General features: G+C 33.5%; 26 protein-coding genes. 24 read left to right on the forward strand and 2 right to left on the reverse strand.

The genetic code is table 11. The features are described from left to right. Positions 1–17: 17 nt before the first annotated feature. Positions 18–3191: an efflux RND transporter permease subunit gene (locus tag ACVEGE_RS05955; protein ID WP_192499697.1), complete on the forward strand. Its 3174-nt coding sequence runs from the start codon at positions 18–20 to the stop codon at positions 3189–3191. 392 nt (positions 3192–3583) lie between these two features. Here ACVEGE_RS05955 and ACVEGE_RS05960 read toward each other — a convergent pair whose 3' ends face one another. Then, a complete protein-coding gene (locus ACVEGE_RS05960) occupies positions 3584–3934 on the reverse strand; it encodes a toxin-antitoxin system YwqK family antitoxin (RefSeq protein ID WP_192499696.1) in 351 nt (116 codons plus the stop codon). Between the two features lie 234 nt (positions 3935–4168). Here ACVEGE_RS05960 and aspS point away from each other — a divergent pair, with 234 nt between their 5' ends. The 20 genes from aspS (at position 4169) to ACVEGE_RS06060 (ending at position 22766) form a co-directional block, all read left to right on the forward strand. Then, complete coding sequence (gene aspS / locus ACVEGE_RS05965) at positions 4169–5923, forward strand: aspartate--tRNA ligase (protein WP_192499695.1); 1755 nt, start codon at positions 4169–4171, stop codon at positions 5921–5923. A gap of 108 nt (positions 5924–6031) precedes the next feature. Continuing rightward, a complete protein-coding gene (locus ACVEGE_RS05970) occupies positions 6032–6226 on the forward strand; it encodes a cold-shock protein (RefSeq protein WP_007137066.1) in 195 nt (64 codons plus the stop codon). A 234-nt stretch (positions 6227–6460) separates the two neighbouring features. Continuing rightward, complete coding sequence (locus ACVEGE_RS05975; protein WP_173853791.1) at positions 6461–6826, forward strand: NADH-quinone oxidoreductase subunit A; 366 nt, start codon at positions 6461–6463, stop codon at positions 6824–6826. A 75-nt stretch (positions 6827–6901) separates the two neighbouring features. Beyond that, positions 6902–7450 (forward strand): NADH-quinone oxidoreductase subunit B, encoded by a 549-nt coding sequence (locus ACVEGE_RS05980; RefSeq protein WP_173853792.1) that lies wholly within the window; start codon positions 6902–6904, stop codon positions 7448–7450. Positions 7451–7455: 5 nt separating this feature from the next. Next, positions 7456–7977, forward strand: a complete 522-nt coding sequence (locus ACVEGE_RS05985; protein ID WP_192499694.1) for an NADH-quinone oxidoreductase subunit C — start codon at positions 7456–7458, stop codon at positions 7975–7977. Between the two features lie 32 nt (positions 7978–8009). After that, positions 8010–9248 carry an NADH-quinone oxidoreductase subunit D gene (locus tag ACVEGE_RS05990; protein WP_192499693.1) on the forward strand — a complete coding sequence of 413 codons (1239 nt, stop codon included), beginning with the start codon at positions 8010–8012 and terminating at the stop codon, positions 9246–9248. A 5-nt stretch (positions 9249–9253) separates the two neighbouring features. Beyond that, the gene (locus ACVEGE_RS05995) at positions 9254–9784 is read left to right on the forward strand and encodes an NADH-quinone oxidoreductase subunit NuoE family protein (protein WP_192499692.1); all 531 of its coding nucleotides are present in this window, start codon (positions 9254–9256) and stop codon (positions 9782–9784) included. A gap of 2 nt (positions 9785–9786) precedes the next feature. Next, positions 9787–10956 carry an AAA family ATPase gene (locus ACVEGE_RS06000; protein WP_192499691.1) on the forward strand — a complete coding sequence of 390 codons (1170 nt, stop codon included), beginning with the start codon at positions 9787–9789 and terminating at the stop codon, positions 10954–10956. After that, a complete protein-coding gene (locus ACVEGE_RS06005) occupies positions 10956–11573 on the forward strand; it encodes a DUF3226 domain-containing protein (protein ID WP_173853797.1) in 618 nt (205 codons plus the stop codon). The genes ACVEGE_RS06000 and ACVEGE_RS06005 overlap by 1 nt, the downstream gene beginning before the upstream one ends. 1 nt (position 11574) lies before the next feature. After that, the gene (nuoF, locus tag ACVEGE_RS06010; RefSeq protein ID WP_173853798.1) at positions 11575–12942 is read left to right on the forward strand and encodes an NADH-quinone oxidoreductase subunit NuoF; all 1368 of its coding nucleotides are present in this window, start codon (positions 11575–11577) and stop codon (positions 12940–12942) included. An 87-nt stretch (positions 12943–13029) separates the two neighbouring features. Beyond that, positions 13030–14079: a 2Fe-2S iron-sulfur cluster-binding protein gene (locus ACVEGE_RS06015; protein WP_173853799.1), complete on the forward strand. Its 1050-nt coding sequence runs from the start codon at positions 13030–13032 to the stop codon at positions 14077–14079. Between the two features lie 3 nt (positions 14080–14082). After that, positions 14083–15135: an NADH-quinone oxidoreductase subunit NuoH gene (gene nuoH, locus ACVEGE_RS06020; protein ID WP_173857310.1), complete on the forward strand. Its 1053-nt coding sequence runs from the start codon at positions 14083–14085 to the stop codon at positions 15133–15135. 135 nt (positions 15136–15270) lie between these two features. Next, a complete protein-coding gene (locus tag ACVEGE_RS06025; protein ID WP_173853801.1) occupies positions 15271–15816 on the forward strand; it encodes a NuoI/complex I 23 kDa subunit family protein in 546 nt (181 codons plus the stop codon). Further along, positions 15816–16328, forward strand: coding sequence for an NADH-quinone oxidoreductase subunit J family protein (locus ACVEGE_RS06030; RefSeq protein ID WP_173857311.1), 513 nt, complete (start codon positions 15816–15818; stop codon positions 16326–16328). Before ACVEGE_RS06025 ends, ACVEGE_RS06030 begins: the two co-directional genes overlap by 1 nt. A gap of 1 nt (position 16329) precedes the next feature. Then, the gene (nuoK, locus tag ACVEGE_RS06035; protein WP_173853803.1) at positions 16330–16650 is read left to right on the forward strand and encodes an NADH-quinone oxidoreductase subunit NuoK; all 321 of its coding nucleotides are present in this window, start codon (positions 16330–16332) and stop codon (positions 16648–16650) included. Between the two features lie 6 nt (positions 16651–16656). Further along, complete coding sequence (gene nuoL, locus ACVEGE_RS06040) at positions 16657–18540, forward strand: NADH-quinone oxidoreductase subunit L (protein ID WP_192499690.1); 1884 nt, start codon at positions 16657–16659, stop codon at positions 18538–18540. Positions 18541–18549: 9 nt separating this feature from the next. Further along, positions 18550–19992, forward strand: a complete 1443-nt coding sequence (locus tag ACVEGE_RS06045; protein WP_192499689.1) for a complex I subunit 4 family protein — start codon at positions 18550–18552, stop codon at positions 19990–19992. 13 nt (positions 19993–20005) lie between these two features. Next, positions 20006–21376: an NADH-quinone oxidoreductase subunit N gene (locus ACVEGE_RS06050; protein ID WP_192499688.1), complete on the forward strand. Its 1371-nt coding sequence runs from the start codon at positions 20006–20008 to the stop codon at positions 21374–21376. 178 nt (positions 21377–21554) lie between these two features. Then, complete coding sequence (locus ACVEGE_RS06055) at positions 21555–21929, forward strand: hypothetical protein (protein ID WP_192499687.1); 375 nt, start codon at positions 21555–21557, stop codon at positions 21927–21929. 120 nt (positions 21930–22049) lie between these two features. Next, positions 22050–22766: a DsbA family oxidoreductase gene (locus ACVEGE_RS06060; RefSeq protein WP_192499686.1), complete on the forward strand. Its 717-nt coding sequence runs from the start codon at positions 22050–22052 to the stop codon at positions 22764–22766. An 84-nt stretch (positions 22767–22850) separates the two neighbouring features. Here the strand turns inward: ACVEGE_RS06060 and ACVEGE_RS06065 are convergent, their stop codons facing one another. Continuing rightward, positions 22851–23447 (reverse strand): hypothetical protein, encoded by a 597-nt coding sequence (locus ACVEGE_RS06065; RefSeq protein ID WP_192499685.1) that lies wholly within the window; start codon positions 23445–23447, stop codon positions 22851–22853. 186 nt (positions 23448–23633) lie between these two features. On the opposite strand from ACVEGE_RS06065, the gene ACVEGE_RS06070 reads away from it, so the two are divergent. From ACVEGE_RS06070 to ACVEGE_RS06080, 3 genes are all read left to right on the forward strand, one after another. Continuing rightward, a complete protein-coding gene (locus ACVEGE_RS06070; RefSeq protein WP_173853810.1) occupies positions 23634–24506 on the forward strand; it encodes an AraC family transcriptional regulator in 873 nt (290 codons plus the stop codon). Positions 24507–24642: 136 nt separating this feature from the next. Further along, complete coding sequence (locus ACVEGE_RS06075; protein ID WP_192499684.1) at positions 24643–25917, forward strand: Y-family DNA polymerase; 1275 nt, start codon at positions 24643–24645, stop codon at positions 25915–25917. Continuing rightward, positions 25917–26348 carry a LexA family protein gene (locus ACVEGE_RS06080; RefSeq protein WP_173853812.1) on the forward strand — a complete coding sequence of 144 codons (432 nt, stop codon included), beginning with the start codon at positions 25917–25919 and terminating at the stop codon, positions 26346–26348. Before ACVEGE_RS06075 ends, ACVEGE_RS06080 begins: the two co-directional genes overlap by 1 nt. Positions 26349–26589 lie beyond the last annotated feature (241 nt).

The raw sequence follows: 26589 nt of genomic DNA on the forward strand, positions 1-26589 counted from the left end.
AAACTAAATAAAAATATATGAAATTAGCAGAAATATCCATAAAACGTCCGTCGTTAGTGATTGTATTGTTTACAATTCTAATACTTGGTGGACTATTCAGTTATAGCCAGCTAGGCTATGAATTGATCCCTAAATTCGAGCAGAATGTAATTACAATCTCGACTATTTACCCAGGAGCTTCTCCTAGTGAAATAGAAAATACAGTTACAAAGAAGATCGAAGACGGAATTGCCTCTCTTGAAAACATCAAGAAAATTGACTCTAAGTCTTACGAAAGTTTGTCTATTGTGTCCATTACCTTAACATCAAATGCTAAAATTGATGTATCTATGAATGACGCACAACGAAAGATCAATCAATTAATTAGTGATTTACCTGATGACGCCGAAACGCCTTCATTAACTAAATTCTCATTAAGCGATTTGCCAATTATGACTATTGGTGCAAACGGAAAGATGGATGAAGCCGCTTTTTATGACTTAATTGACAAGAAAATAACACCTGTACTATCTCGTGTTGAAGGTGTTGCACAAGTAAACATCATTGGTGGTCAAGAACGTGAAATTCAGGTAAACTTAGACGCGAATAAAATGCAAGGGTACAACCTTTCTATTCCTGCAGTTCAACAAGTTATTTTAACTTCAAATCTAGATTTCCCTACTGGAAACATACAAACTCGTGATCAAAAAATATTGATTCGTTTAGCGGGTAAATATAAAAGTGTTGATGAATTAAGGAATTTAGTTATTTCTTCTAAAGATGGAATCGAAATCCGCTTAAAAGATATTGCTGACGTTCAAGATGATCAAAAAATAGCTGAGAAAATTTCTCGTGTAGATCAAAAAAGCGCGATCATTTTACAGATCATAAAACAGTCTGATGCAAATGCTGTTGCCGTAAGTGAGGAGTTAGTTAAAAGCATTAAAGAACTTGAAGCTGATTATAAAACAAACGCATTAAAATTAGAAATTGCAAAAGACAGTACAGTATATACACTTGAAGCAGCGGACTCTGTATTACACGATTTATTGATTGCTGTTGTATTAGTTGCACTTGTAATGTTGTTTTTCTTACACAGTATTCGTAACTCATTAATCGTAATGGTTTCGATTCCAGCATCATTAATTGCTACTTTTATCGGTATTTATCTTTTAGGATATACCCTTAACTTAATGAGTTTGCTAGGACTATCACTCGTAGTAGGAATTTTGGTCGATGATGCCATTGTAGTACTAGAAAATATCTACAGGCATATGGAAATGGGTAAAAACCGTGTACGTGCAGCTTATGATGGTACTGCCGAAATTGGTGGAACAGTAACATCGATTACCTTAGTAATTGTGGTGGTATTTTTACCTATTGCAATGAGTTCAGGATTAGTATCTAATATTATTACACAATTTTGTGTAACAGTAATTATCTCGACATTATTCTCACTTCTAGCTTCGTTTACCATTATTCCGTGGTTGTCTTCACGTTTTGGAAAACTAGAACATATTGAAGGTAAAAACCTTTTTGGAAGAGTTATTTTAGGTTTCGAAAGCTACTTAACACGTTTCACAAACTGGATTTCAGGATTATTAAACTGGTGTTTAGACCATTATTTCAAGACAATTGCTGTTGTATTAGTATTGTTTTTTGGATCTACAATAGGATTATTAGGTGGTGGTTTCATTGGAGGAGAGTTCTTTGCTGCTTCTGATAGTGGGGAATTTTTAGTTCAAATCGAAATGCCGAAAGACGCTTCGATAGAACAAACGAACTTCATGACACAAAAAGCAGAAGCCTTCTTGAAAAAAGAGGCATATGTTCACAGTCAAATTACAACAGTTGGACAAACATCTGAAGGTTTTGGAGCTTCTCAAGCAACGGCTTACAAAGCAGAAATTGATGTAAAAATGATTGAACAAAGCGAACGTAGCGATGCAGCATCAGTTTATGCAGCAAAAATTAAACGCAAGCTAGAAAAAGTTTTAGTAGGTGCTAAAGTAAAAACTGTTCCCGTAGGTATTTTAGGAACTGCCGAAAATGCGACTTTAGGATTAATCGTAACAGGACCTTCAGTAGAAAGTGCAATGAAATTTGCTAAATTGGCTGAAGCCGAATTAAGAACTATCCCAGGAACAACTGAGATTAAATTAACTGTTGAAGACGGAAATCCAGAAATCAATGTTCAAGTAGATCGTGATAAAATGGCAGCCTTAGGTTTGACGCTTCAAACTGTAGGTATGACAATGCAAACTGCTTATAGTGGGAACACGGATGGAAAATTTAGAGCTGGTGAATATGAGTATGATATCAACATTAAATACAATGCATTTGATAGAAAAAGCATTAACGATGTAAGCAACTTAATTTTCATTAATAATCTAGGACAACAAATTAAGTTATCTCAATTTGCTGCAATTACTGAAGGATCAGGACCTAGCCAATTAGAACGTAGAGACAAAACAGCATCGGTAACGGTACAAGGTCAAAATGTTGGGGTTGCCTCTGGAACGATTGTAACACAATGGCAAGAAAAATTGGATAAATTAGAAAAACCAACTGGTGTAAATTACATTTGGGGTGGAGATCAAGAAAATCAAAGTGAAGGTTTTGGTACACTTGGTATTGCTTTATTGGCTGCAATTGTTTTAGTATACCTAGTAATGGTAGGTCTTTATGATAGTTTTGTTCACCCGTTTGTGGTATTGTTCTCCATTCCGCTTTCGTTTATTGGAGCATTATTAGCGTTAGCGTTGACTAACAACACTTTAAATATATTTACCATATTAGGGATCATTATGTTAATTGGTCTGGTGTGTAAAAACGCCATCATGCTTGTTGATTATACCAATCAACGTAGAGCAGCAGGTGAAAGTATTAGAACAGCGTTAATCCAAGCAAATCATGCAAGATTACGCCCTATTTTGATGACTACAATTGCAATGGTTTTTGGTATGTTTCCTATTGCATTAGCCTCTGGTGCTGGAGCAGAATGGAAAAATGGATTGGCATGGGTAATTATTGGTGGATTAATAAGTTCGTTATTCTTAACCTTAATCATTGTGCCTGTAATCTATGAAATCATGGAGAAAATAATCAAGAAGTTCTCTAAAGGAGAAAAATTAGATTATGACGCAGAAATGGTTGCTGATTATGTACATAAAGAATTGAGTGAAGACGGGGTTAATCCTAACCACGTTTAATATTCAATTTTACATAAATTATTTATAAAGTAAAGCCTGTCTATTGATTTAGACAGGCTTTCTTATGTGCTAAACTATTATTCCAACAATAAACCACATTAAAATTACTATTTATTTAATGACAATTATGTTCTTTTTATTAAAATCAATAGTACTCTGATTTACAAAACAGTCTAATTGTAAGTTCCAAATAAGTCGAGAACCACTATTACAGCTCTACTGCATTTGATATACTAAAAATTAGGATTAGACCATGTTGTACTCTTTTTTAGCATAAAGCAACTAGAAAACATTTTACTTAGCCAAGTAATTCCTTATTTTGCTAAAGAACAAAAAAAAGACTTTCTTGATATTTCAAGAAAGTCTTTATATATTTTAAAAGTAAAAAGAGTTTATTCTACATTTACTAATCCTGATTCGTGTTTCCAGTTTTTAACCGCAGCAACTCTATTATCTGAGTAATCAACTTCGGTCAATGCTGCATTATTCCAGAGAAACCATTTTCCTACTTTTTCTCCTTTGTTGTATTCTGCTACAGCTGTTTTATTTCCATTTGCATCAAATGAAATCCATTTACCTTGCAACTTTCCATTTTCATAAAATCCTTGTTGTTGCACTTGTCCGTTATCGTGTAGGTAAGTCACTTTTACTAAGTTTCCTTGTGCTTCTAACTTTGGTTCTTTGTTTTGTGCGAATATCATTCCCGAAATAAGCACTGCAGCGATCATTATATATTTTTTCATGGCTTAATGTTTTTTAATGTTATTGATATCAAATATAACGAAGTATTTACAATTAAAAAACTATTTGGTAACAATTTGGTAACATTAGACAAAAGCTTAACATTGGAAAATTTAAAAACCCCACGAGTTTCTTCCTAAAAAAAACAAATTAGACAATCCATTCTTCATAAATAGTCCTAAATTTGCACCCAAGCTCATCTGCGAAAAGATGGAACAATCTAAAATATTTTAATAATGTATAGAAGTCATAATTGTGGCGAATTAAATGCCTCACATATAAATACTGAAGTAACCTTAGCAGGTTGGGTTCAAAAATCTCGTGATAAAGGATTTATGAATTGGGTTGATTTAAGAGACCGTTATGGTATTACACAATTAATTTTTGACGAAGGTCGTACTGACAAAAACGTATTTGAACAAGCAAAAACTTTAGGTCGCGAATTTGTAATTCAAGTTAAAGGGACGGTTATCGAACGTGAAGCCAAAAACAAAAATATCGCTACCGGAGAAATAGAAATTCTAGTAACTGAACTAACTATTTTAAACGCAGCATTGACTCCTCCATTTACTATCGAAGATGAAACTGATGGTGGAGAAGATATTCGAATGAAATACCGTTACTTAGACATTAGACGTAATCCTGTAAAAAATAGTTTACTCTTCCGTCATAAAGTAGCCATGGAAGTTCGTAAATATTTATCTGATCTGGATTTCTGTGAAGTAGAAACACCTTACTTAATAAAATCTACTCCCGAGGGAGCAAGAGATTTTGTTGTACCTTCTCGAATGAATGCAGGACAATTCTACGCATTACCACAATCACCACAAACGTTCAAACAATTGTTGATGGTAGGTGGAATGGACAAGTATTTCCAAATCGTAAAGTGCTTCCGTGATGAAGATTTACGTGCAGACAGACAACCAGAATTTACACAAATTGACTGTGAAATGGCATTTGTAGAACAAGAAGATATTTTAAATATTTTTGAAGGACTTACACGCCATTTGCTAAAAGAAATAAAAGGAATTGACGTAGCTAAATTTCCTCGTATTACTTACGATTACGCGATGAAAACCTACGGAAATGACAAACCAGACATCCGTTTTGGGATGGAATTTGGAGAACTAAACGAATTTGCACAACACAAAGAATTCCCTGTATTTAACGCAGCTGAATTAGTAGTAGGAATTGCAGTTCCAGGAGCAGGAAATTACACTAGAAAAGAAATTGATGCTTTGATCGAATGGGTAAAACGCCCACAAGTAGGAGCCTCAGGAATGGTTTATGCAAAATGCAATGAGGATGGATCATTCAAATCATCTGTTGACAAATTTTACGACCAAGAAGACTTAGCCAATTGGGCTAAAACTACGGGAGCAAAACCAGGGGACATGATCTTTGTACTTTCAGGACCTGCAGATAAAACTAGAGCACAATTAAGTGCTTTACGTATGGAGTTAGCAACTCGATTGGGATTAAGAAATCCAGCTGAATTTGCTCCATTATGGGTTGTAGACTTCCCGTTATTAGAATTTGACGAGGAAAGTGGTCGCTACCATGCTATGCACCACCCGTTTACATCTCCTAAACCAGAGGACATGCACTTACTTGATACTGATCCAGGAAAAGTAAGAGCTAATGCTTACGATATGGTTTTGAACGGAAACGAAATTGGAGGAGGATCTATACGTATTCACGACAAAGAAACTCAAAAAATGATGTTTAAACATTTAGGATTCACTTATGAGGAAGCCAAAGCACAATTTGGATTCTTGATGGACGCATTCCAATTTGGAGCTCCACCACACGGAGGATTGGCTTTTGGACTAGATCGTTTAGTTGCAATTTTAGGTGGGCAAGAAACCATAAGAGATTTTATTGCTTTTCCAAAAAACAACTCAGGAAGAGACGTAATGATTGATGCCCCATCAAGTATTGACCCAATACAATTAAAAGAGCTCCACATTGATTTAAACTTAAAAAGTTAAGCGAAAACGCTGAAAATCAATTATTTTTATAAAAAAATACACATTAATGGCATTCGTATGATATTAAATATTACATTTGCCTTATTATAAATTATTATTACTATTACAATGCGTACAGGTACAGTTAAATTTTTCAATGAATCAAAAGGTTACGGATTCATTACAGACGAAGAAACAGGAAAAGACATTTTTGTTCACGCTTCAGGAATCAACGCGGAAGAATTACGTGAAGGTGACAGAGTTAGCTATGAAGAAGAAGAAGGAAGAAAAGGAAAAGTTGCTGCGAAAGTAGCAGTTATCTAAGCAAAATATTTTTTTGTTTACGAATGTTTAAACGTTTCGATTTATTTCGAAACGTTTTTTTTTGCTTAAAACTCAAAATATCAAACAAAATTCAAAAAAACATTTACCTATTTATAATCATTAAAAATTAGTGGTTTACCAGAATCACAGTGCAACTTAATTAAAGTTTTGGCTTGTGTTTTAAATCCTTGAAACCTATCTTTGTTGCTTATTTTAGTATAAAAAACATTCATTATGCAATCTGATCAATTAAGTTACATCCCAATTTTAATGCAGTGTTTACTAGCTGTAGGATTTGTTGTAGGAACTATCCTTGTGTCTGGAAAACTAGGCCCAAAAAGAAAGTCAGAAACAAAAGATAAAAACTTTGAATGTGGTATCGAATCTGTAGGTAATGCACGTATTCCCTTTTCAGTAAAATACTTCTTAGTTGCCATCTTATTTGTCTTATTTGATGTTGAAGTGATCTTCCTTTACCCATGGGCTATTAATTTCAAGGAATTAGGAATGGAAGGAATGGTAAAAATGGTCATATTCATGATGTTACTTTTGGTAGGGTTTTTCTACATCATCAAGAAGAAAGCACTAGAATGGGAATAATAAATACTTTATAGGTTAAATTTTAGATTTGGCTTAAAGCCAAAGTTTAAAAGTTACAATTCAAAATTAAAGAAAATGAGTGATTCAAATACAAATATGGTTGCCGCACCAGATGGCGTTGTTGGAGAGGGTTTCTTCGCTACAAAGCTTAATGATGTAGTAGGTTTAGCAAGAGCTAATTCATTATGGCCTTTGCCATTTGCAACTTCTTGTTGCGGAATTGAATTTATGGCCACAATGGCTTCTCATTACGATTTAGCACGATTTGGCTCTGAGCGAGTGAGTTTCTCTCCTCGTCAAGCAGATATGTTAATGGTTATGGGAACTATTTCTAAAAAAATGGCACCTATTTTACGTCAAGTTTATGAACAAATGTCTGAGCCACGCTGGGTAATTGCAGTAGGAGCTTGTGCTTCATCAGGTGGAATATTCGATACTTACTCTGTACTTCAGGGTATAGACAAAGTTATTCCAGTAGATGTTTATGTTCCTGGATGTCCTCCAAGACCTGAACAAATTGTTGACGGAGTAATGAAATTGCAAGAATTAGTAAAAACGGAATCTGTACGAAGAAGAAGTTCTCCTGAGTACCAAGAGTTACTAGCTTCCTATAATATCAAATAATTGAGATGGCAGTAGAAAACACCGACATTCAAGAACAATTAATAGCAACATTTGATTCAAATGTTTTTAATTTTCACCAAGATAGGGATATTTTTTCTCTAGAAATAAATGCAGATATTAATACCGCAGTTATTTTATTTTTGAAAAACGACCCTAGTTTACGCTTTCATTTTCTAACTGATTTATGTGGCGTACACTATCCAGAAAATGAAGTAAACAGACAATTTGCGATTGTTTACCACCTACACAACTGGTACGATAACAAACGTATTAAAATAAAAGCATTCATCAATGGTACTACACCAGAGATAAAAACAATATCTAACATATTTTTAAGTTCCAACTGGATGGAAAGAGAAACTTATGATTTTTACGGTGTAAACTTCATTGGTCATCCACAGTTAAAACGTATTTTAAATATGGACGAAATGATTTCTTTTCCTATGCGAAAGGAGTTCCCTCTTGAAGATGGCGGACGTACTGATAAAGACGACCGTTTCTTTGGAAGAACAATAGACAATTGCTAAAAACAGAATATATAATTTTTCACATTCTATAAATGTCAGAACTATTATTACCACCAGAGCATCGCTATGCTAAAATAATGAAAGAGAAGCTAAATGAAGATGGAAGCGAGCTTTCAATCTTGAATTTAGGTCCTACTCACCCAGCTACCCATGGTATTTTTCAAAATATCTTGTTGATGGATGGGGAACGCATTTTAGAGGCTGAACCAACCATTGGTTACATTCATCGCGCTTTTGAAAAAATCGCTGAAAACCGCCCTTTCTACCAAATCACACCGCTTACTGACCGTATGAACTACTGCTCCTCTCCTATTAACAATATGGGATGGTGGATGACTTTAGAGAAATTATTAAATATAGAAGTACCTAAACGTGCTCAATATTTAAGAGTTATTGTCATGGAGTTAGCGAGAATTACTGATCATATTATTTGTAACTCTATCTTAGGTGTTGATACTGGAGCTTACACAGGGTTTTTATACGTTTTCCAATTTAGAGAAAAGGTATACGAAATCTACGAAGAAATTTGTGGTGCTCGTTTAACCACTAATATGGGAAGAATTGGTGGTTTTGAAAGAGACTGGTCTCCAGAAGCATTTAGAAAATTAGATGTGTTTTTACAAGATTTCCCAGCTGCTTGGAAAGAATTTGAAAACTTATTCGAAAGAAATAGAATTTTTATTGACAGAACAGTAAATGTAGGCGCAATAACTGCCGAAAAAGCAATGTCTTACGGTTTCACAGGTCCTAACTTGCGTGCTGCAGGAGTTGACTATGATGTTCGTGTTGCACAACCATACTGTTCTTACGAAGATTTTGATTTTATAGTTCCTGTCGGAAAATCTGGAGACACTTACGACCGTTTTTGCGTTCGTAATGCCGAAGTTTGGGAAAGCCTAAGCATCATTCGTCAAGCATTAGCTAAAATGCCTGAAGGAAATGAATTTCACGCTGATGTTCCTGATTATTACTTACCTCCAAAAGAGGATGTTTACACCAATATGGAATCGTTAATCTACCATTTCAAAATTGTTATGGGAGAAGTTCCTGTACCTGTTGCAGAGATATACCATCCTGTAGAAGGAGGAAACGGAGAATTAGGTTTTTACTTAGTTACTGATGGAAGTCGTACCCCGTATAGACTTCACTTTAGAAGACCTTGCTTTATATATTACCAAGCTTACCCAGAAATGATAAAAGGCGCATTATTATCTGATGCGATTGTTATTTTATCAAGTTTAAATGTAATTGCTGGAGAATTAGACGCATAAAAATTATGGAACGTACACATTACAAACAAGAAATAAACATGACTGAAGCATTGATGACTCGCATCAATGAATTAATCAGTCATTACCCAGAAGACAAAAGAAAATCGGCTTTACTTCCTGTATTGCATGAAGTTCAAGATGCCCACGAGAATTGGTTGAGTTTTGAATTAATGGACAAAGTAGCTGAGATTTTACATATTTTACCTGTTGAAGTATATGAAGTAGTTTCTTTTTATACCATGTTTAATCAAAGACCTATTGGGAAATACATGTTTGAGTTTTGTCAAACTTCACCATGTTGCTTAAAAGGTACCGAAGATTTAATGGATTACACTTGTGAAAAACTTGGCGTTAAAATAGGCGAAACAACTGCAGATGGACTTTTTGAAGTTCGCGGAGTAGAATGTTTAGGAGCTTGTGGATATGCACCAATGTTACAGTTGGGTGATTTTTACAAAGAAAACCTTACTGAAGATAAAATTGATCAATTAATCACTGATTGTAGAGATAATAAAATAATATTACACGATAAATAAAAGTGAAAAACAATCATTTAACATATTTCAAAATCGAAAATTTTAAGAAGTTTGACTCTCTTGAGGTAAATGATATTGGACAATTTAATTTGATTGTTGGTGATAATAATGTTGGTAAAACCTGTTTGTTGGAGGCGTTGTTGTTTGATGAAGATAGTCAACAATTATTGAATAATTTTTATTTAGCATTAACAAAAAGAGGATTGAAATTTCAAATTGAAAAAATCACAAGAGAAATTAATGGTATATCAACAACTGAAACAGTATATCCAAAAGAAAATTATTTTAAAGAATATGTTTTTGGCAAATTTGAAAATAAAGTCAAAATTTTTGATAGAAAAAATCAATTTACAGAAATTTCAATTATTGATGATTTCGAATTAGCCTCTTTTTTAACTAGACCTAAAAATCTTCCAGATTATAACAATGTTAAACCCACAGAAAACAAAGTAGGTTTAAAGTCTGAAAAAGAAGATATAAAAGATTCGTACAATATAAAAGGTTTTAATTTTTCATTATCTGAATATGCAAAATATGGTGTGTTTATTTCTGCTAATAGGAAGGGGCATTTTTTCTCCATTTATGATTACGATGAAAATATATTAAATTTTCCATTAATAAGTTTTAACGACACGCCCTTAGAAGAAGAATCAAGAGGGATATATGAAAATTTAAAAACGAAAAGAGAGAAAAAAATTTTAATTGATGTTTTAAAAGTAGTTAATTCAAATATTGTTGATATTGAATTGAGAGAGAATTACAATGATTTAAAATCAGTGTTTTTAATCAGTTTTGAAGACAAAGACGAATTTGTTCCTTTGAATTTTCTTGGTGACGGTTTCAAAAGAATATTTTACATCGTGTTAAAAGCATTATCCTTAAAAGGAAAAAGAATCTTGATTGATGAATTTGAAATCGGAATTCATCATTCTAAAATGAAAGATTTCTGGGTAAATATAATGAAGGTTTGCAAAGAGTTGGATGTTCAATTATTTGCAACGACACATTCGCAAGAATGTATTGAAGCTTATTCGGAAGCATCAAAAGAATTAAACGAAAGGGACATTAGATTGATTCGTTTACAAGAAAACAAAGACAAAAGCATTAAAGCAATCTGTTTAAAGGAAGAATATATTGAGTATATGGTTGAATCAAATACCGAAGAACGCTAATGGATTTACCTATTAGAATATTTTGCGAAGGTGTTTCCGATCAGCGGTTTTTGAGAGATTTTTTAAAAGTTCATTACGACATTGCCATTTCGGATAAAGAATTAAACGACAACAAACCGATACACAATTTAGGTTCTTGGAATAAATTAAAAATTCAAAAACCACAAATAACAGAGATTTTATCAGAATTTACGTCTTTGATTTTTTTAGATGCAGATGATGACAAAGTAATAGAAAAACCAGGTTTTGAAGCGACAATTAAATTTGTAAAAGATTTAATGACAGCCTGGAATTGGACAAAATATGATATTTTTGTATTGCCCAATCATCAAGATACAGGTACAATAGAAAATTTATTAGAAAATGTAATTAATAAAAAACATTCTCAGATTTTTGAATGTTGGAATGATTTTGAAAATTGTTTATCAAAAGACAATACATTAACTATTCCAGCCAAAAAATCTAAAATATATAGTTATTTAGAATGTTTGAATCAGAAAGATAACTGTTCGGACAGAAATAGAGATTTTCAAGACGAAGATTTATGGGATATTAGGGATTTAGAGAATCCTTACATTTTAAAATTAAAAACATTTTTAGACAAACATTTAATATAATATGTCAAAAAAAATATTATTAGACAAAATAAACGTACCCGGAATAAGATCTTACGAAGTATATCGTAAAGAAGGTGGATACGATTCTGTAGTAAAAGCAATGAAAATAATGACTCCTGACGAAGTTGTTGAAGAAGTAAAAAAATCAGGACTTCGCGGTCGTGGTGGTGCTGGTTTCCCTGCTGGAATGAAATGGAGTTTTATTGATAAAAAATCAGGAAAACCAAGACATTTAGTTTGTAATGCCGATGAGTCTGAACCTGGAACTTTCAAAGACCGTTATTTGATGGAATTTATTCCTCATTTATTGATCGAAGGAATGATTACTTCCAGTTTTGCATTGGGTGCAAACCTATCGTACATCTACATTCGTGGAGAGTACATGTGGGTTTATAAAATATTAGAAAGAGCCATCGCCGAAGCGAAAGCTGCTGGTTGGTTAGGAAAAAATATATTAGGTACAGGTTACGACTTAGAACTTTATGTTCACTGTGGTGCTGGTGCTTACATTTGTGGTGAAGAGACTGCATTGATTGAATCATTAGAAGGAAAAAGAGGGAATCCTCGTATTAAGCCACCATTTCCAGCAGTATCTGGATTGTGGGCTAACCCTACAGTGGTTAATAATGTAGAAACTATCGCTTCAGTGCCTTGGATTGTAAACAATTCAGGTGATGACTATGCCAAAATAGGAATTGGAAGATCTACAGGAACCAAATTAATTTCAGCTTCAGGCCATGTTAAAAATCCCGGTGTATACGAAATTGAATTGGGGCTAAGTGTATATGAATTCATGAATTCTGACGAGTATCTTGGCGGAATGAGTTCTGACAGACCTTTGAAAGCTTTAGTACCTGGAGGTTCATCTGTACCCATTTTACCTGCAGATTTGATTTACAAAACAGCAAATGGTGAAGATCGTTTAATGACTTATGAATCTTTAAGTGATGGTGGATTTGCAACTGGATCTATGTTAGGATCTGGAGGATTCATCGTTTATAATGACACTTCGTGTATTGTTAGAAATACATGGAATTTCTCCCGTTTTTACCACCATGAAAGTTGTGGACAATGCTCACCATGTCGTGAGGGAACAGGCTGGTTAGAAAAAGTATTGTGGCGTATTGAAAACGGTCAAGGTCGTGAAGAAGACATTGATTTACTTTGGAGCATTCAAAGTAAAATTGAAGGAAACACGATTTGCCCCCTTGGAGATGCGGCTTCATGGCCAGTAGCAGCAGCTATTCGTCACTTTAGAGATGAATTTGAGTACCATGTTCGTTTCCCCGAAAAAATAAAAAATAGAAATCACTTTGTTGAAGAACCATTTGCAAACGTAAAGCACTTAGTAACAAAACAAACAGTTTAATATAGTTTAAAGTTCAATGTTTAAAGTTTTATCGAACAGTTCTAATAAATTAGACGATAAGCAACAAACATTTAAACAAAAAAATAAATGAAAGTAACAATAGACGGTCAAAGCATAGAAGTAGAACCAGGAACAACTATCCTGCAAGCAGCACGTATGATAGGTGGTGAATCAGTTCCACCAGCAATGTGTTATTACTCTAAATTAAAAGGTAGTGGTGGTAAATGTCGTTGTTGCCTTGTTGAAGTAGCTAAAGGTAGTGAGGCTGATCCTAGACCAATGCCAAAATTAATGGCTTCTTGTGTAACAGGATGCATGGACGGTATGGAAGTGAATAGCAAATCTTCAGAAAGAGTAAGAGAAGCAAGACAATCTGTAACTGAATTTTTATTAATCAACCACCCATTAGACTGCCCAGTTTGTGATCAAGCAGGAGAATGTGACTTGCAAGATTTGAGCTTCGAGCATGGAAAATCCAAAACACGTTTTATTGAAGAAAAACGAACATTTGAACCCGAAAATATTGGTCCAAATATTCAATTGCACATGAACCGTTGTATTTTATGTTACCGCTGTGTAATGGTTGCTGATCAATTAACTGATGAGCGCGTACACGGAGTAATGGATAGAGGAGATCATTCAAATATTTCTACTTGTATTTCTAAAGCGGTAGACAATGAGTTTTCAGGAAATATGATTGACGTATGTCCAGTAGGAGCATTAACTGATAAAACCTTCCGTTTTAAATCAAGAGTTTGGTTCAACAAACCGTACAATGCACATAGAGAATGTACTACTCCAGGATGTTGCGGTAAAACAACAGTATGGATGTTTGGAGACGAAATTCAAAGAGTTACAGGTCGCAAAGATGTCTATCACGAAGTAGAAGAGTTCATTTGTAACGAATGTCGTTTTGACCACAAAGACCCAGCTGACTGGGTTATTGAAGGACCAAGAGAATTTGATAAAGATTCGGTTATCAATCAAAACAACTATACACAAAAATTAGATACTGTACATATTGCAACCGAAGAAGGAATTCTTAAAGGTAGAGAACAAGACCGTAAAAAAATAAGCATGCCGGCTATCCCATTGGATGAAGAGCAAGAAGAAGTTTTTAAAAAAGGTAATCTTTAGACCATGGATAGTACAATTATAATCGAAAAAAGTATCATCATCTTAGTTGTTTTTGCAATTACGATGGTAATGGCCATGTACTCTACGCTTGCTGAGCGTAAAGTTGCTGCTTGGTTACAAGACCGTATAGGTCCTAACAGAGCAGGTAAAGGTGGAATACTACAACCGCTTGCAGATGGTTTAAAATTATTCTCGAAAGAGGAATTCGAACCAGACACTCCTAACCGATTTTTATTTTTCGTAGGACCAGCAGTTGCCATGAGTACGGCTTTAATGACCAGTGCAGTTATTCCTTGGGGAGATCATTTTCATCTTTTTGGAAGAGACATCATACTACAAGCTACAGATATTGATGTGGCTTTGTTATACGTTATTGGAGTTATATCGATAGGAGTTTACGGTATCATGATTGGTGGATGGGCTTCTAATAATAAGTTTTCTTTGATAGGTGCTATTCGTGCCGCATCACAAATGGTATCTTATGAGGTAGCAATGGGATTGTCATTAATTGCTTTGTTAATGATGACGGGTACTTTAAGTTTAAGAGAAATATCAGCACAACAACCGGGAATGCATTGGAATGTTTTTTACCAACCGCTTTCCTTCTTAATTTTCTTGATTTGTGCTTTTGCAGAAACAAACAGAACACCATTTGATTTAGCGGAATGTGAAACCGAACTTATTGGAGGATATCATACAGAATATTCTTCGATGAAAATGGGTTTTTACTTATTTGCTGAATATGCAAATATGTTTATATCATCAACAATTCTTGCTGTATTATTCTTTGGTGGTTATAACTATCCTGGAATGGCTTGGGCTGTAGAAAACTGGGGCGTAAATATTGCTAATGTAATTGGGATTGCAGTTTTATTTGCTAAAATATGTGGATTTATATTTTTCTACATGTGGGTAAGATGGACTATTCCAAGATTTAGATATGATCAATTAATGCACTTGGGATGGCGTATTTTGATTCCGTTATCAATTATCAATATTATCATTACTGGAATTGTAATTTTGAGAGCTGAAATAGCTATTTACTTAGGATTTTAATCTTGAAAAGAATAGTTTAATCAATAGTTAAAAACGTACTAGCCCTGATAGCAGTGAAAATCCTTTTAGTTTTTTCTTTAAAAACTAAAAGATTATAACGGATAGCAGGAATAAGCTTCAAATAAAAATAAAAAAATGTCAATAGAAACCATATCCTTATCGGGAAGAAAAAAATTAGTCTCTAATAAAGAGATGACTTTTTGGGAGCGCATGTATCTTATTGCAATTGTCAAGGGTTTGATGATTACAATAAAACATTTATTTAGTAGAAAAGTAACGATTCAGTACCCAGAACAGGTTCGTGAAATGAGTCCGGTTTATCGTGGTCAACACCAGTTAAAACGTGATGAGCAAGGTAGAGAAAACTGTACGGCTTGTGGACTTTGTGCTTTGTCTTGTCCTGCGGAAGCGATTACTATGAAAGCTGAAGAACGCAAACCTGATGAGAAACACCTTTATAGAGAAGAGAAATATGCTTCTATATATGAAATTAATATGTTACGTTGTATTTTTTGTGGATTGTGTGAAGAGGCTTGTCCTAAAGATGCAGTTTACTTGACAACGTCAAAAGTATTGGTTCCTTCTAGTTATGAAAGAGAAGATTTTATTTTTGGAAAAGACAGGTTGGTAATGCCTTTGGATATCGCAATGAAAAATGCACAACTTAAAAACGCGAACTAATGTCTACAGTACTTATTATATTTTCAGTTTTAGCTGCTATTACATTAGCAACGGCATTTTTGGCTATTTTTAGTAGAAATCCAATACACAGTGCTTTATGGCTAGTGATTTGTTTTTTCTCGATTGCAGGACATTATTTGTTATTAAATGCGCAATTTTTAGCGCTTGTACATGTGATAGTATACTCGGGAGCGATTATGATTTTGTTCTTATTTACCATCATGTTAATGAATTTAAATAAAGAAAACGAGGTACATAAACCTAGAATTACCCGTTTAGGAGCGATTGTTTCTTTTGGATTAATTTGTGTAGTTTTGATATTAGTTTTCATTAATTCAAAACCTATTGTAGGAGAATATATCACCACTGGTGATGATTACCAATCGATCAAAGTTTTAGGAAAGGTATTATTGAATGAATATATGGTTCCGTTTGAATTTGCTTCTATATTATTATTAGTTGCAATGATTGGAACTGTTCTATTGTCTAAAAAAGAAAAAACAGAGAAATAAAATGAATAATATTTTAAATGAAATAGGCATCGAGAACTACATTTTCCTATCTGTAATACTTTTTTGTATTGGAGTTTTTGGAGTGCTATACAGACGAAATGCTATCATCGTATTTATGTCAATCGAGATTATGTTGAATGCAGTCAACCTATTATTTGTGGCTTTCTCAACATACCATCAAGATGCACAAGGACAAGTTTTTGTGTTTTTCTCCATGGCTGTGGCTGCTGCCGAGGTTGCTGTAGGTCTTGCCATACTCGTTTCGATATTTAGAAACTTAGGTTCGATTGATATCAATAATTTAAAAAACTTAAAAGGATAAACTATAATGAATACGAATTTAGCTTTACTCTTATTATTAGCTCCTTTTTTAGGGTTTCTATTTAATATTTTCTTTGGAAAAAGTATCGGAAAGACAGCTTCAGGAGTTATTGGAACACTTACTGTTGTGGTTTCCTTTGCTGTTACTTTATACTTTTTTGGACAAATATCTACTTCTAAAGAGCCCATCCAAATTCAGTTATTTGATTGGATACAAATTAGTAATTTCAAGGTCGACTTTGGATTTCTATTAGATCAATTATCAATTCTTTGGTTGCTTTTTGTAACTGGAATTGGTTCTTTAATTCATATCTACTCGATTAGCTACATGCATGATGACGAGAATATGGCTAAGTTTTTTGCTTACCTCAACTTGTTTATCTTTTTTATGGTAACGCTTGTAATAGGTAGTAACTTATTAGTATTGTTCATTGGTTGGGAAGGTGTTGGACTTTGCTCTTACTTACTTATTGGGTTTTGGCATAAAAACCAAGATTTTAATGATGCGGCAAAAAAAGCTTTTATCATGAACCGTATTGGGGATTTAGGATTATTAATCGGGATTTTCATCTTGGGTTCTATGTTCTCTACTTTAGATTACGCAACATTAAAAACAGCAATCGCAGGATCAGCTAACTTAGACATTAGTTTACTATCACTTGCGGCTTTCTGTTTATTTATAGGAGCCTGTGGTAAATCAGCACAGATTCCGTTATACACATGGTTACCGGATGCAATGGCAGGACCTACACCAGTATCAGCATTAATACATGCTGCGACAATGGTAACTGCAGGTATTTTTATGATTACTAGATTAAATTTTGTTTTTGATTTAGCTCCAGACGTTCAAAATATTATTGCTATTGTGGGTGCTGTTACTTCACTTGTAGCCGCAACAATTGCCTTGGTTCAAACTGACATTAAAAAAGTACTGGCCTACTCTACTGTTTCGCAATTAGGATTAATGTTTTTAGCATTGGGTCTAGGTGCTTATGAAGTAGCCGTTTTTCATGTAATTACACATGCTTTCTTTAAAGCTTGTTTGTTCTTAGGATCAGGATCAGTTATTCACGCACTACACGGAGAACAGGACATGCGTAAAATGGGTGGTTTGAAAAAAGTAATGGGAATAACCTTTGTTGCTTTCTTACTTTCTTCATTAGCGATATCAGGGATCCCTCCTTTTTCAGGGTTTTTCTCTAAAGATGAAATATTAATGGTAGCATTTGAGCACAACAAAGTATTATGGTTTATAGCCTCATTAGCTTCATTGTTAACTGCTTTTTACATGTTCCGTTTATTATACCTTACCTTCTTCAAAGAATTTAGAGGTACTGCTGAACAAAAAAGTCATTTGCATGAAAGTCCAGCCTTGATTACCTTCCCATTAATTGTTTTAGCAATTTTAGCAACAGTAGGTGGTTTAATTAGTTTACCAACAAATAGCTGGTTAAATGGGTATTTATCTCCTTTATTTTCGAAAGCAGAACACGAAGCACACCATTTTGGAACTACAGAATATTCTTTAATGGCGATTGCTGTTATCGCAGGATTTGTAGGAATAGGGGTTGCTTACGCCAAATACATCAAACAGAATCAAGTTCCTGCAGAAGATGCTGAAATAACAGGATTCTCTAAAGTACTTTACAATAAATATTACGTAGACGAAATTTACAATGTAGTATTTGTAAACTCTATTAATAGGTTATCAAAATTCTTCAGAGATTATGTAGAAACTACTTTATCTTCCGTGTTTTTTGGTTTAGAAAAAGTAACCAATGAATTAGGTTACCAAGGAAAAAAATTACAAAGTGGTAGTATTGGGTTTTACCTTTTTGCTTTTGTAATTGGTCTTTGCGCCATAATAACTTATTTATTTTTAGCTCAATAATTTTATACCATGAATGTATCTCTAATATTAATTATACTTTTAGTTGGCGCATTTGCAACTTATTTAGCTGGTGATAAATTAGCTTCAAAAGTAGCATTGCTCTTCAGTCTTGCATCTTTAGGATGTTCTATTGTATTGTTAAATCATTTCAACCTTAATCAAGACATTAGCTTTATAAGCCAATGGATTAATCAACCTAATATTTCGTTTGCTTTACAAGCAGATGGTTTAGCAATTGCTATGCTATTATTGACAACAGCATTGACTCCAGTTATTATTTATTCTTCATTTGCAAATGATTATAAAAATGCCAAAGCTTTTTATGCTTTGATCCTATTTATGGCTTTTGCAATGTGCGGTACTTTCTTAGCTGCAGACGGACTTTTATACTACATATTCTGGGAATTAGCATTAATCCCAATCTACTTTATCGCTTTAATTTGGGGTAATGGAGACCTAGAAGAACGTAAAAAAGCGGTTATAAAATTCTTTATCTTCACTTTAGCAGGTTCCTTATTTATGCTTGTTGCATTTATTTATTTGTACCAAAAAGCAGGAAGCTTCTTGATTCAAGATTTATATAAATTAGACTTATCAGCAACAGAACAGCTGTGGATATTCTTAGCATTTTTCTTAGCATACGCAATTAAAATTCCAATTATCCCTTTCCACACTTGGCAAGCTAACGTTTACCAAAAATCACCTACAGTAGGAACAATGTTACTGTCTGGAATTATGTTGAAAATGGGATTATACAGTATCATTCGTTGGCAGTTGCCTATTGCTCCACTAGCAGCAAAAGAATATATGGATATTTTTATTGCCTTAGGGATTGCAGGTGTTATCTACGGATCTATCGTTGCATTGAGACAAAAAGACTTGAAAAAATTATTAGCGTATTCTTCATTAGCTCACGTTGGGTTAATTGCTGCTGGAACATATACATTGACAATTGATGGCTTAAGAGGCGCTGTTCTACAAATGATTGCGCACGGATTTGTAGTTGTTGGATTGTTCTTTATTGCAGAAATTATTTATAGAAGATATGAAACGAGAGTAATTGCAGAAATGGGCGGAATACGTTCTCAAGCAATTAAATTTGCTTCTTTATTTATGATATTAGTATTAGCTTCTGTAGCATTGCCAACTACTTTTAACTTTATTGGAGAGTTCACGGTTTTATATAGCCTTTCTCAAATAAACATTTGGTTTGCCATATTGGGTGGAACAACAATTATTTTAGGCGCTTACTATATGTTGAAAATGTACCAACACGTGATGCTAGGTGAAACAAATGCAAAACCATTCGCTGATGTTACTTTCAATGAAGGAGCAACCTTAGTGATTATCGTTGCAGTATTATTCTTTTTTGGGATGTATCCAAAACCTATTACCGACTTGATTACACCAAGTTTAGAAAATATCATTACTCAAATTAATAGAATTAACTAGTCAAATAAAAAAAATGTATACATTAATAGCTATAATAGGATTAGGTGTTTTATGCCTTTTATTTGAAATCTTCGACTTAAGAAAAGCGATTATTCCAGTAACTGTAATTGGTTTACTGGCAATACTTGGACTTGATATAACTGAATTTAATTCACCGCAAGCATATTACAACAACATGATTGTTGTGAGCAAGTTTTCGGCTGCTTTCTCTGGGTTATTTATCATCTTGACTATTTTTTTAGTAACTCTTGGTCATAAATTTTATCAAAATATTCAATCTAAAATATCCGACTTTATTGCCATCAAAATCTTTCTACTTGCAGGAGCTGTAGCGATGGTTTCTTTTGGAAACTTAGCCATGTTCTTTTTAGGGATTGAGGTTTTATCTATCGCACTTTACGTTTTGGCGTCAAGCAACCGTTTAAGTATAAAAAGTAACGAAGCAGGATTAAAGTATTTCCTTATGGGGTCATTTGCCTCTGGAATTATCCTTTTTGGAATTTGCTTAATATATGGAGCAATGGGAAGTTTTGATGTTCTTGAAATCAGTGAATTATCACGCTCAGCCGAATTACCAATTTGGTTTCCAATAGGAATTGTATTAATATTCATTGGAATGTTATTTAAAATCGCTGCTGTACCATTCCATTTTTGGGCACCAGATGTTTATGAAGGTTCGCCTGCATTGACTACGGCCTTAATGAGTACATTAGCAAAAGTTACTGCAATTGCAACATTATACAAACTAGTTACTATCATGAACGCTGATTTATCTGAAGGGTTTCAATTAGTAATTGTAATCGTTTCTATGGCTTCTATGACAGTAGGAAACATAATGGCTTTGCGCCAAGTAAATGTAAAACGCATGCTTGCCTACTCAGGGATTTCACACGCTGGATTCATGTTAATGACTTTATTAAGTACTGCAAATTCAGCAGGAACTTTATTATATTACACATCTGCTTATGCTCTAGCAGGTATTGCAGCCTTCAGTGTTATTTTATATGTATGTAAGAATAACGAAAATGAAGACATGACCAATTTCCATGGATTAGGAAAAACAAACCCGCTATTAGCTGCTATACTTACAGCAGCATTATTATCTATGGCAGGTATTCCTATTTTCTCAGGATTCTTTGCAAAATTATTCTTATTTACACAAACAATACAAGCAGGTTATTTAACACTCGTAATAGTAGCTGTAATCAACTCAATCATCAGTGTTGGGTACTACTTCAAACTAATTGTAGCCATGTATACTAAAGAGCCTAACGAGACTAGAACAGCAACGCCAGCAGTTATTTATGCCGTTGCAGTAATTGCTATCGTTTTAAACATTGCTTTAGGTTTGTTTCCATCCTTAGTAATGGATTTACTTTCCTAAAAAAGATTAAAACTTATATTGCATAAAACCCATCAAACTATTTGATGGGTTTTTTGTTTAAGATCATTCATCGATCAATTCTAACCATCCGTCTTCACAAAACCTTAAATCAACTTTTATTAGCTAAAAAACATTCGTAAAATACTGATCTTTAAGCTCTATTACTAAAAAACACAAAATGAAAGCTTCAAGAAAACTAGGGATATGGATGGATCATTCTATGGCTTATCTAATGGAATTTACGACTAATCCTTTCGAAATAATAACCGTTGAATCAGATGCCGAAGAAAAAATAAATAGCGCAACAACATTCGAGGCAATGATGGCGACAAAAAAAAAGCTTTTGTTTACGTATTACAACCAAATAGCAAATGAGATAAGGAGCTATAATAAAATCATACTCTTTGGTCCGACTAATGCAAAAGTGGAATTATTTGATGTATTAAGTGAAGACGAGCATTTTTTAAAAGTAAAAGTAGAAATCAAAAACACCGATAAAATGACTCCTACTGAACAGCACAAATTTATAAAAGCTTACTTTTCTAAGTCTTAGCCTAATCCACACTTCACTTGGCGTATGCCAATAAAAACTTAAAGGTATTTTTGGTTTAAATTATTTTGAATACATTTGTATATACAAATTTTTGAAGTAATTAATTAAAACTACATGAAGATGGAAAATACACTTAAAATACAAATCTGGTCGGACATTATGTGTCCTTATTGCTATATAGGAAAAAGAAGAATTGAAGGAGCGCTTGCTGAATTCAATCACAAAGATCAAGTAGAAATTGAATGGAAAAGTTTTCAATTAGATTCAAATTTCGTTGCCTCTGATGATGATAATATGGCAGAACATTTAGCTGAAAAATACAGGAAAGATGTTAACTGGGCGCAAGAAATGATGGACAGTATGACTCAAAATGCTAAAAATGCTGGTCTAGACTTTCATTTTGACAAAGCGATAATGGCCAACTCATTTAATGCACACCGTTTATTGCACCTAGCTAAAAAAAATAATTTATCTAACGAGATGGAAGAATTATTATTTAAAGCTTATCTCACTGATGGTAAAAACGTAAACGATACCACTACATTAAAAGCCCTTGGTCTTGAAGTTGGTTTAAAAGCTGATGAAATTGACGCTGTACTAGAATCTGATGCTTACGCAAAAGAGGTCCATGCCGACATTGAAATGGCACAAAAAATAGGTGTGCAAGGTGTTCCCTTTTTTGTATTCGATAATAAATACGCCGTATCAGGTGCACAACACGTAGAGACTTTTGTAAAAACATTAGAAAAAGTATGGGAAGAAGGTGACTTTGGACCAAAATTAACGGTCCTAAATACTGGAGAAGGTGATAGCTGCGGTATAGATGGCTGCAATTAATATGTAATAGTATTATTTTACAAAATGTTATATAAAAAAACAGCTCTATTGAATAGAGCTGTTTTAATTTAAACTTATAATTGATTATTTAGCCGAAACCGTTTTTTCAAAAACCTTATCATTATCGTAACTCATGATGAATGTATAGTTTTCAAAAGGCAAACTTTTAATATCATAATATTGTTGAATATTTTGCTTGTCTACAAAAGAACTTGAATACACTAAATCCTCAGATTCATTATAAATCTCAACACTTACAGGAGCTTTACTCGCATTAGAAATACTAAAACAAACAACACCTTCTTTATTAATTAAAACTGGTTTATAAACTTCTGTAACTGGTTTTGCAGCAAGAACTGCTGTTTCTCCCACAACCGAAATTTCATATTTAGCAATTTTCGCATCTGATTCTGCAAATAAAAAGTAAGTACCCTCTGGCAATGCTTTTAAATCATAAGTTCTATTAATACTTCCCGTTGAAATCACATTTTCCTTATGAATCAATTTATGGTCTAAATCATAAATAGACAACACCACTTTATTTGCTTCATAAAGAGCAAAATTAACTGTTTTTCCCTGTCCTTTTTTTACATCTAAAGAAAATTCATTTTCTAAAGCACTTACGTTCAAAGCTGATAACAGCGCTACTAATACCAAACTAAATTTTAAAATCTTTTTCATAATTTGAGTTTTTAGATTTATAATCCTTTTAACTATTACAAATCTACGGCATCAATTTCATTGAATATAATGCAGAGTTTTCATGATTATACGTTATTTTACCTTTTACGAAATCGATAAAGGTTAAAAAACGTGATAAATTCGCAATAAACATTAAATTTGCATAAATAAAAAATAACTTAGAATATGAGACCTTTAGTGCCCAACTTAGAAATCATAATTCCCTCATTTGGAAGCTCATTTTCTATCTCTAATCATGAAGAGAAAACTAACGCACACACAAAACATTGGCATTACCATCCTGAAATAGAATTAGTTTACATTAATGGAGGTTCAGGCAAGCGACAAGTAGGTAGTCATGTCTCCTATTATAATGATGGTGATTTAATACTTATAGGTAGTAATTTACCGCATTGTGGATTTACCGATGAAGCTACAGGAAACAAAAAAGAAACCGTGATACAAATGAAACCAGACTTTTTAGGAAATACTTTTTTTGACTTATCAGAGATGAACAATATTAAAAACCTGTTCAGTCAAGCCAAACAAGGAATTTCATTCACAGGAGAAACTAAAAAAATACTAGGAAAACGAATTGAAGCATTAAGTGAGCAAACACAACTAGAACGCCTATTGAGCATGTTGTCTATTTTAAACGAATTAGAATTATCTAAAGACAGTACGATCTTAAACGCAGAAGGTCATTCCATGGAAATGCAAATGCAAGACAACGACCGAATGAACGTCGTGTATAATTATGTAAAAGATCATTTTCAAGAAAACATAACCCTTGAAGAAATAGCACAACTAGTCGCAATGACAGTACCTTCTTTTTGCAGGTATTTTAAAAAGATAACCAATAAAACATTTACAAAATTCGTTAATGATTATCGGTTGGTTCACGCATCAAAACTATTAGCCGAAAAACAAGTTAGTATCTCTGAAATATCTTTTGAGAGTGGTTTCAATAATTTTGGCCACTTTAATAAATCGTTTAAAGATTTTACGGGAAAAAGTGCTTCCCAATATAGACAAGAACTCCGTTCCTATTTAGGGTAAAACAATACTTTTAAACTCTAAATAAACAATATAACATCCCAAACAAAAACCAATTCTAAAAAACTACTTATCAACAATCCCTAAAATTAACAATTCAGCCCATCACCTATTATCGAGTATTGTGTAATTTTGCAGTATGTATGCTTTAGTCGATTGTAACAATTTTTATGCTTCCTGTGAACGTGTTTTCCAACCGGAATACAACGGCAAAGCTGTCGCCATATTATCAAACAATGACGGTTGCGTAATTTCTAGAAGCAATGAAGCAAAAGCTGCGGGAATCGCAATGGGAGCACCTGCGTTTCAAATCAAAGATTTAGTTAGAGAGCAAAATGTAAAATTATTTTCCTCGAATTACCCTCTTTATGGCGATCTCAGCAATCGCGTGATGGGGATTCTAGCCCACTTCACCCCTAACGTAGAAATTTACAGCATTGATGAAGCTTTCCTGAATTTTGACGGAATGCAAATTAGCAACTACCAGCAGTACGGAATCCAAATCAAGAAAAAGATTCAAAAATGGGTAGGCATCCCAGTTTGCGTTGGCTTTGCTGAAACGAAAGTATTAGCTAAACTTGCTAATAGAATAGCCAAAAAATTCCAGGATAGAACTTGCGGAGCTTACGTTATAGATACCAATGAAAAAAGACTTAAAGCACTCAAATGGACCCAAATTGAAGATGTTTGGGGCATTGGCTACCAAACTGCCAAAAAAGCGAAACTTCGCAAAATAAACACTGCATTAGATTTTACATTACCACAGCACGAAGCTTGGATAAAAAAAGAATTAGGTATTGTAGGCATGCGACTTAAATATGAACTTGAGGGCAAATCAGTCATGGATTTAGAACCAGATACGGAGCAGAAAAAAAGTATTTCTACAACACGTAGTTTTCCTAAACAAATAGCCGATTATGATTTACTCCGAGAACGTGTAGCTACTTTTGCAGCAGTGTGTGCAGAGAAATTACGCAATCAAAAATCCTGCTGTCAAACTATAATTGTAATGCTCGTAATTGACAAACACAGCATAGAAACTTCAAAATATTATTTTAATATGGCCGTTACTTTGCCCTTTGCAACTAACTCCACATTAACAATTGCAAATACAGCAATTACAATTTTAAAAAAGTTACATCAAGGTAACGAACAAATGAAATTTAAAAAAGCAGGCGTTATTGTAACTGGAATTATTGATGAAAATAAAAAACAGTTTCAGTTATTTGAGGATGAAAATCCAAAACACCTTGCTATCATGAAAGCAATGGACAAAATCAATAAAAAGGCTGGAGATACTAAAGTAAAACTTGCTTCACAAAATTTAAATTTAACCTGGAACATGAGACAAAATCATTTGTCACCTAAATATACAACCAGCTTTAAAGATATTCTAGAAATAAACTGCCTGTAATGAAAGAACAAAAACTCACTTTTTTTCGTCCTGATTTTGACAGCGAACTAAAAATTCCTTTTATTCCTGATGGCGTTTCAGCAGGGTTTCCTTCGCCGGCAGCTGATTTCATGGAAAACAACATTGACCTTAACAAAGAGTTAACCGAAAATCCGTTGGCTACATTTTACATAAAAGTAAAAGGAAATTCCATGATTGATGCTGGTATAAATGATAAAGACGTCCTCGTAGTAGATCGGAGTTTAGAACCTCAAAACAATAAAATAGCGATTTGTTTTATTGATGGAGAGTTTACCGTAAAACGCATTTTACTCGAAAAAGACTGTTTGTATCTCATGCCCGAAAACGAAAACTACGCCCCGATCAAAGTCACCGAAGAAAATGAATTAATTATATGGGGAATCGTTACTTATGTGATCAAAAAAATGTAACCTAAATTAGCTGAAATATCACTAAAAACGGGTATTGTAAGAACTATAATGTATTTGTTAATTTACATTCATAGTATCCTTTCTTGAAATAAACACAATTTCAATTATAATTGCCTATCTATCTAAACTAGAAGATTAGAAACTTTAATCTAGTACTCTTTAAAAACAATAAGTTTAAAACAAACAATCGAGAGTGAATTAAGAACAAATAAGAATGATTTCATCCATATACCATACTTGA

The organism is Flavobacterium sp. PL002, from assembly GCF_054165825.1.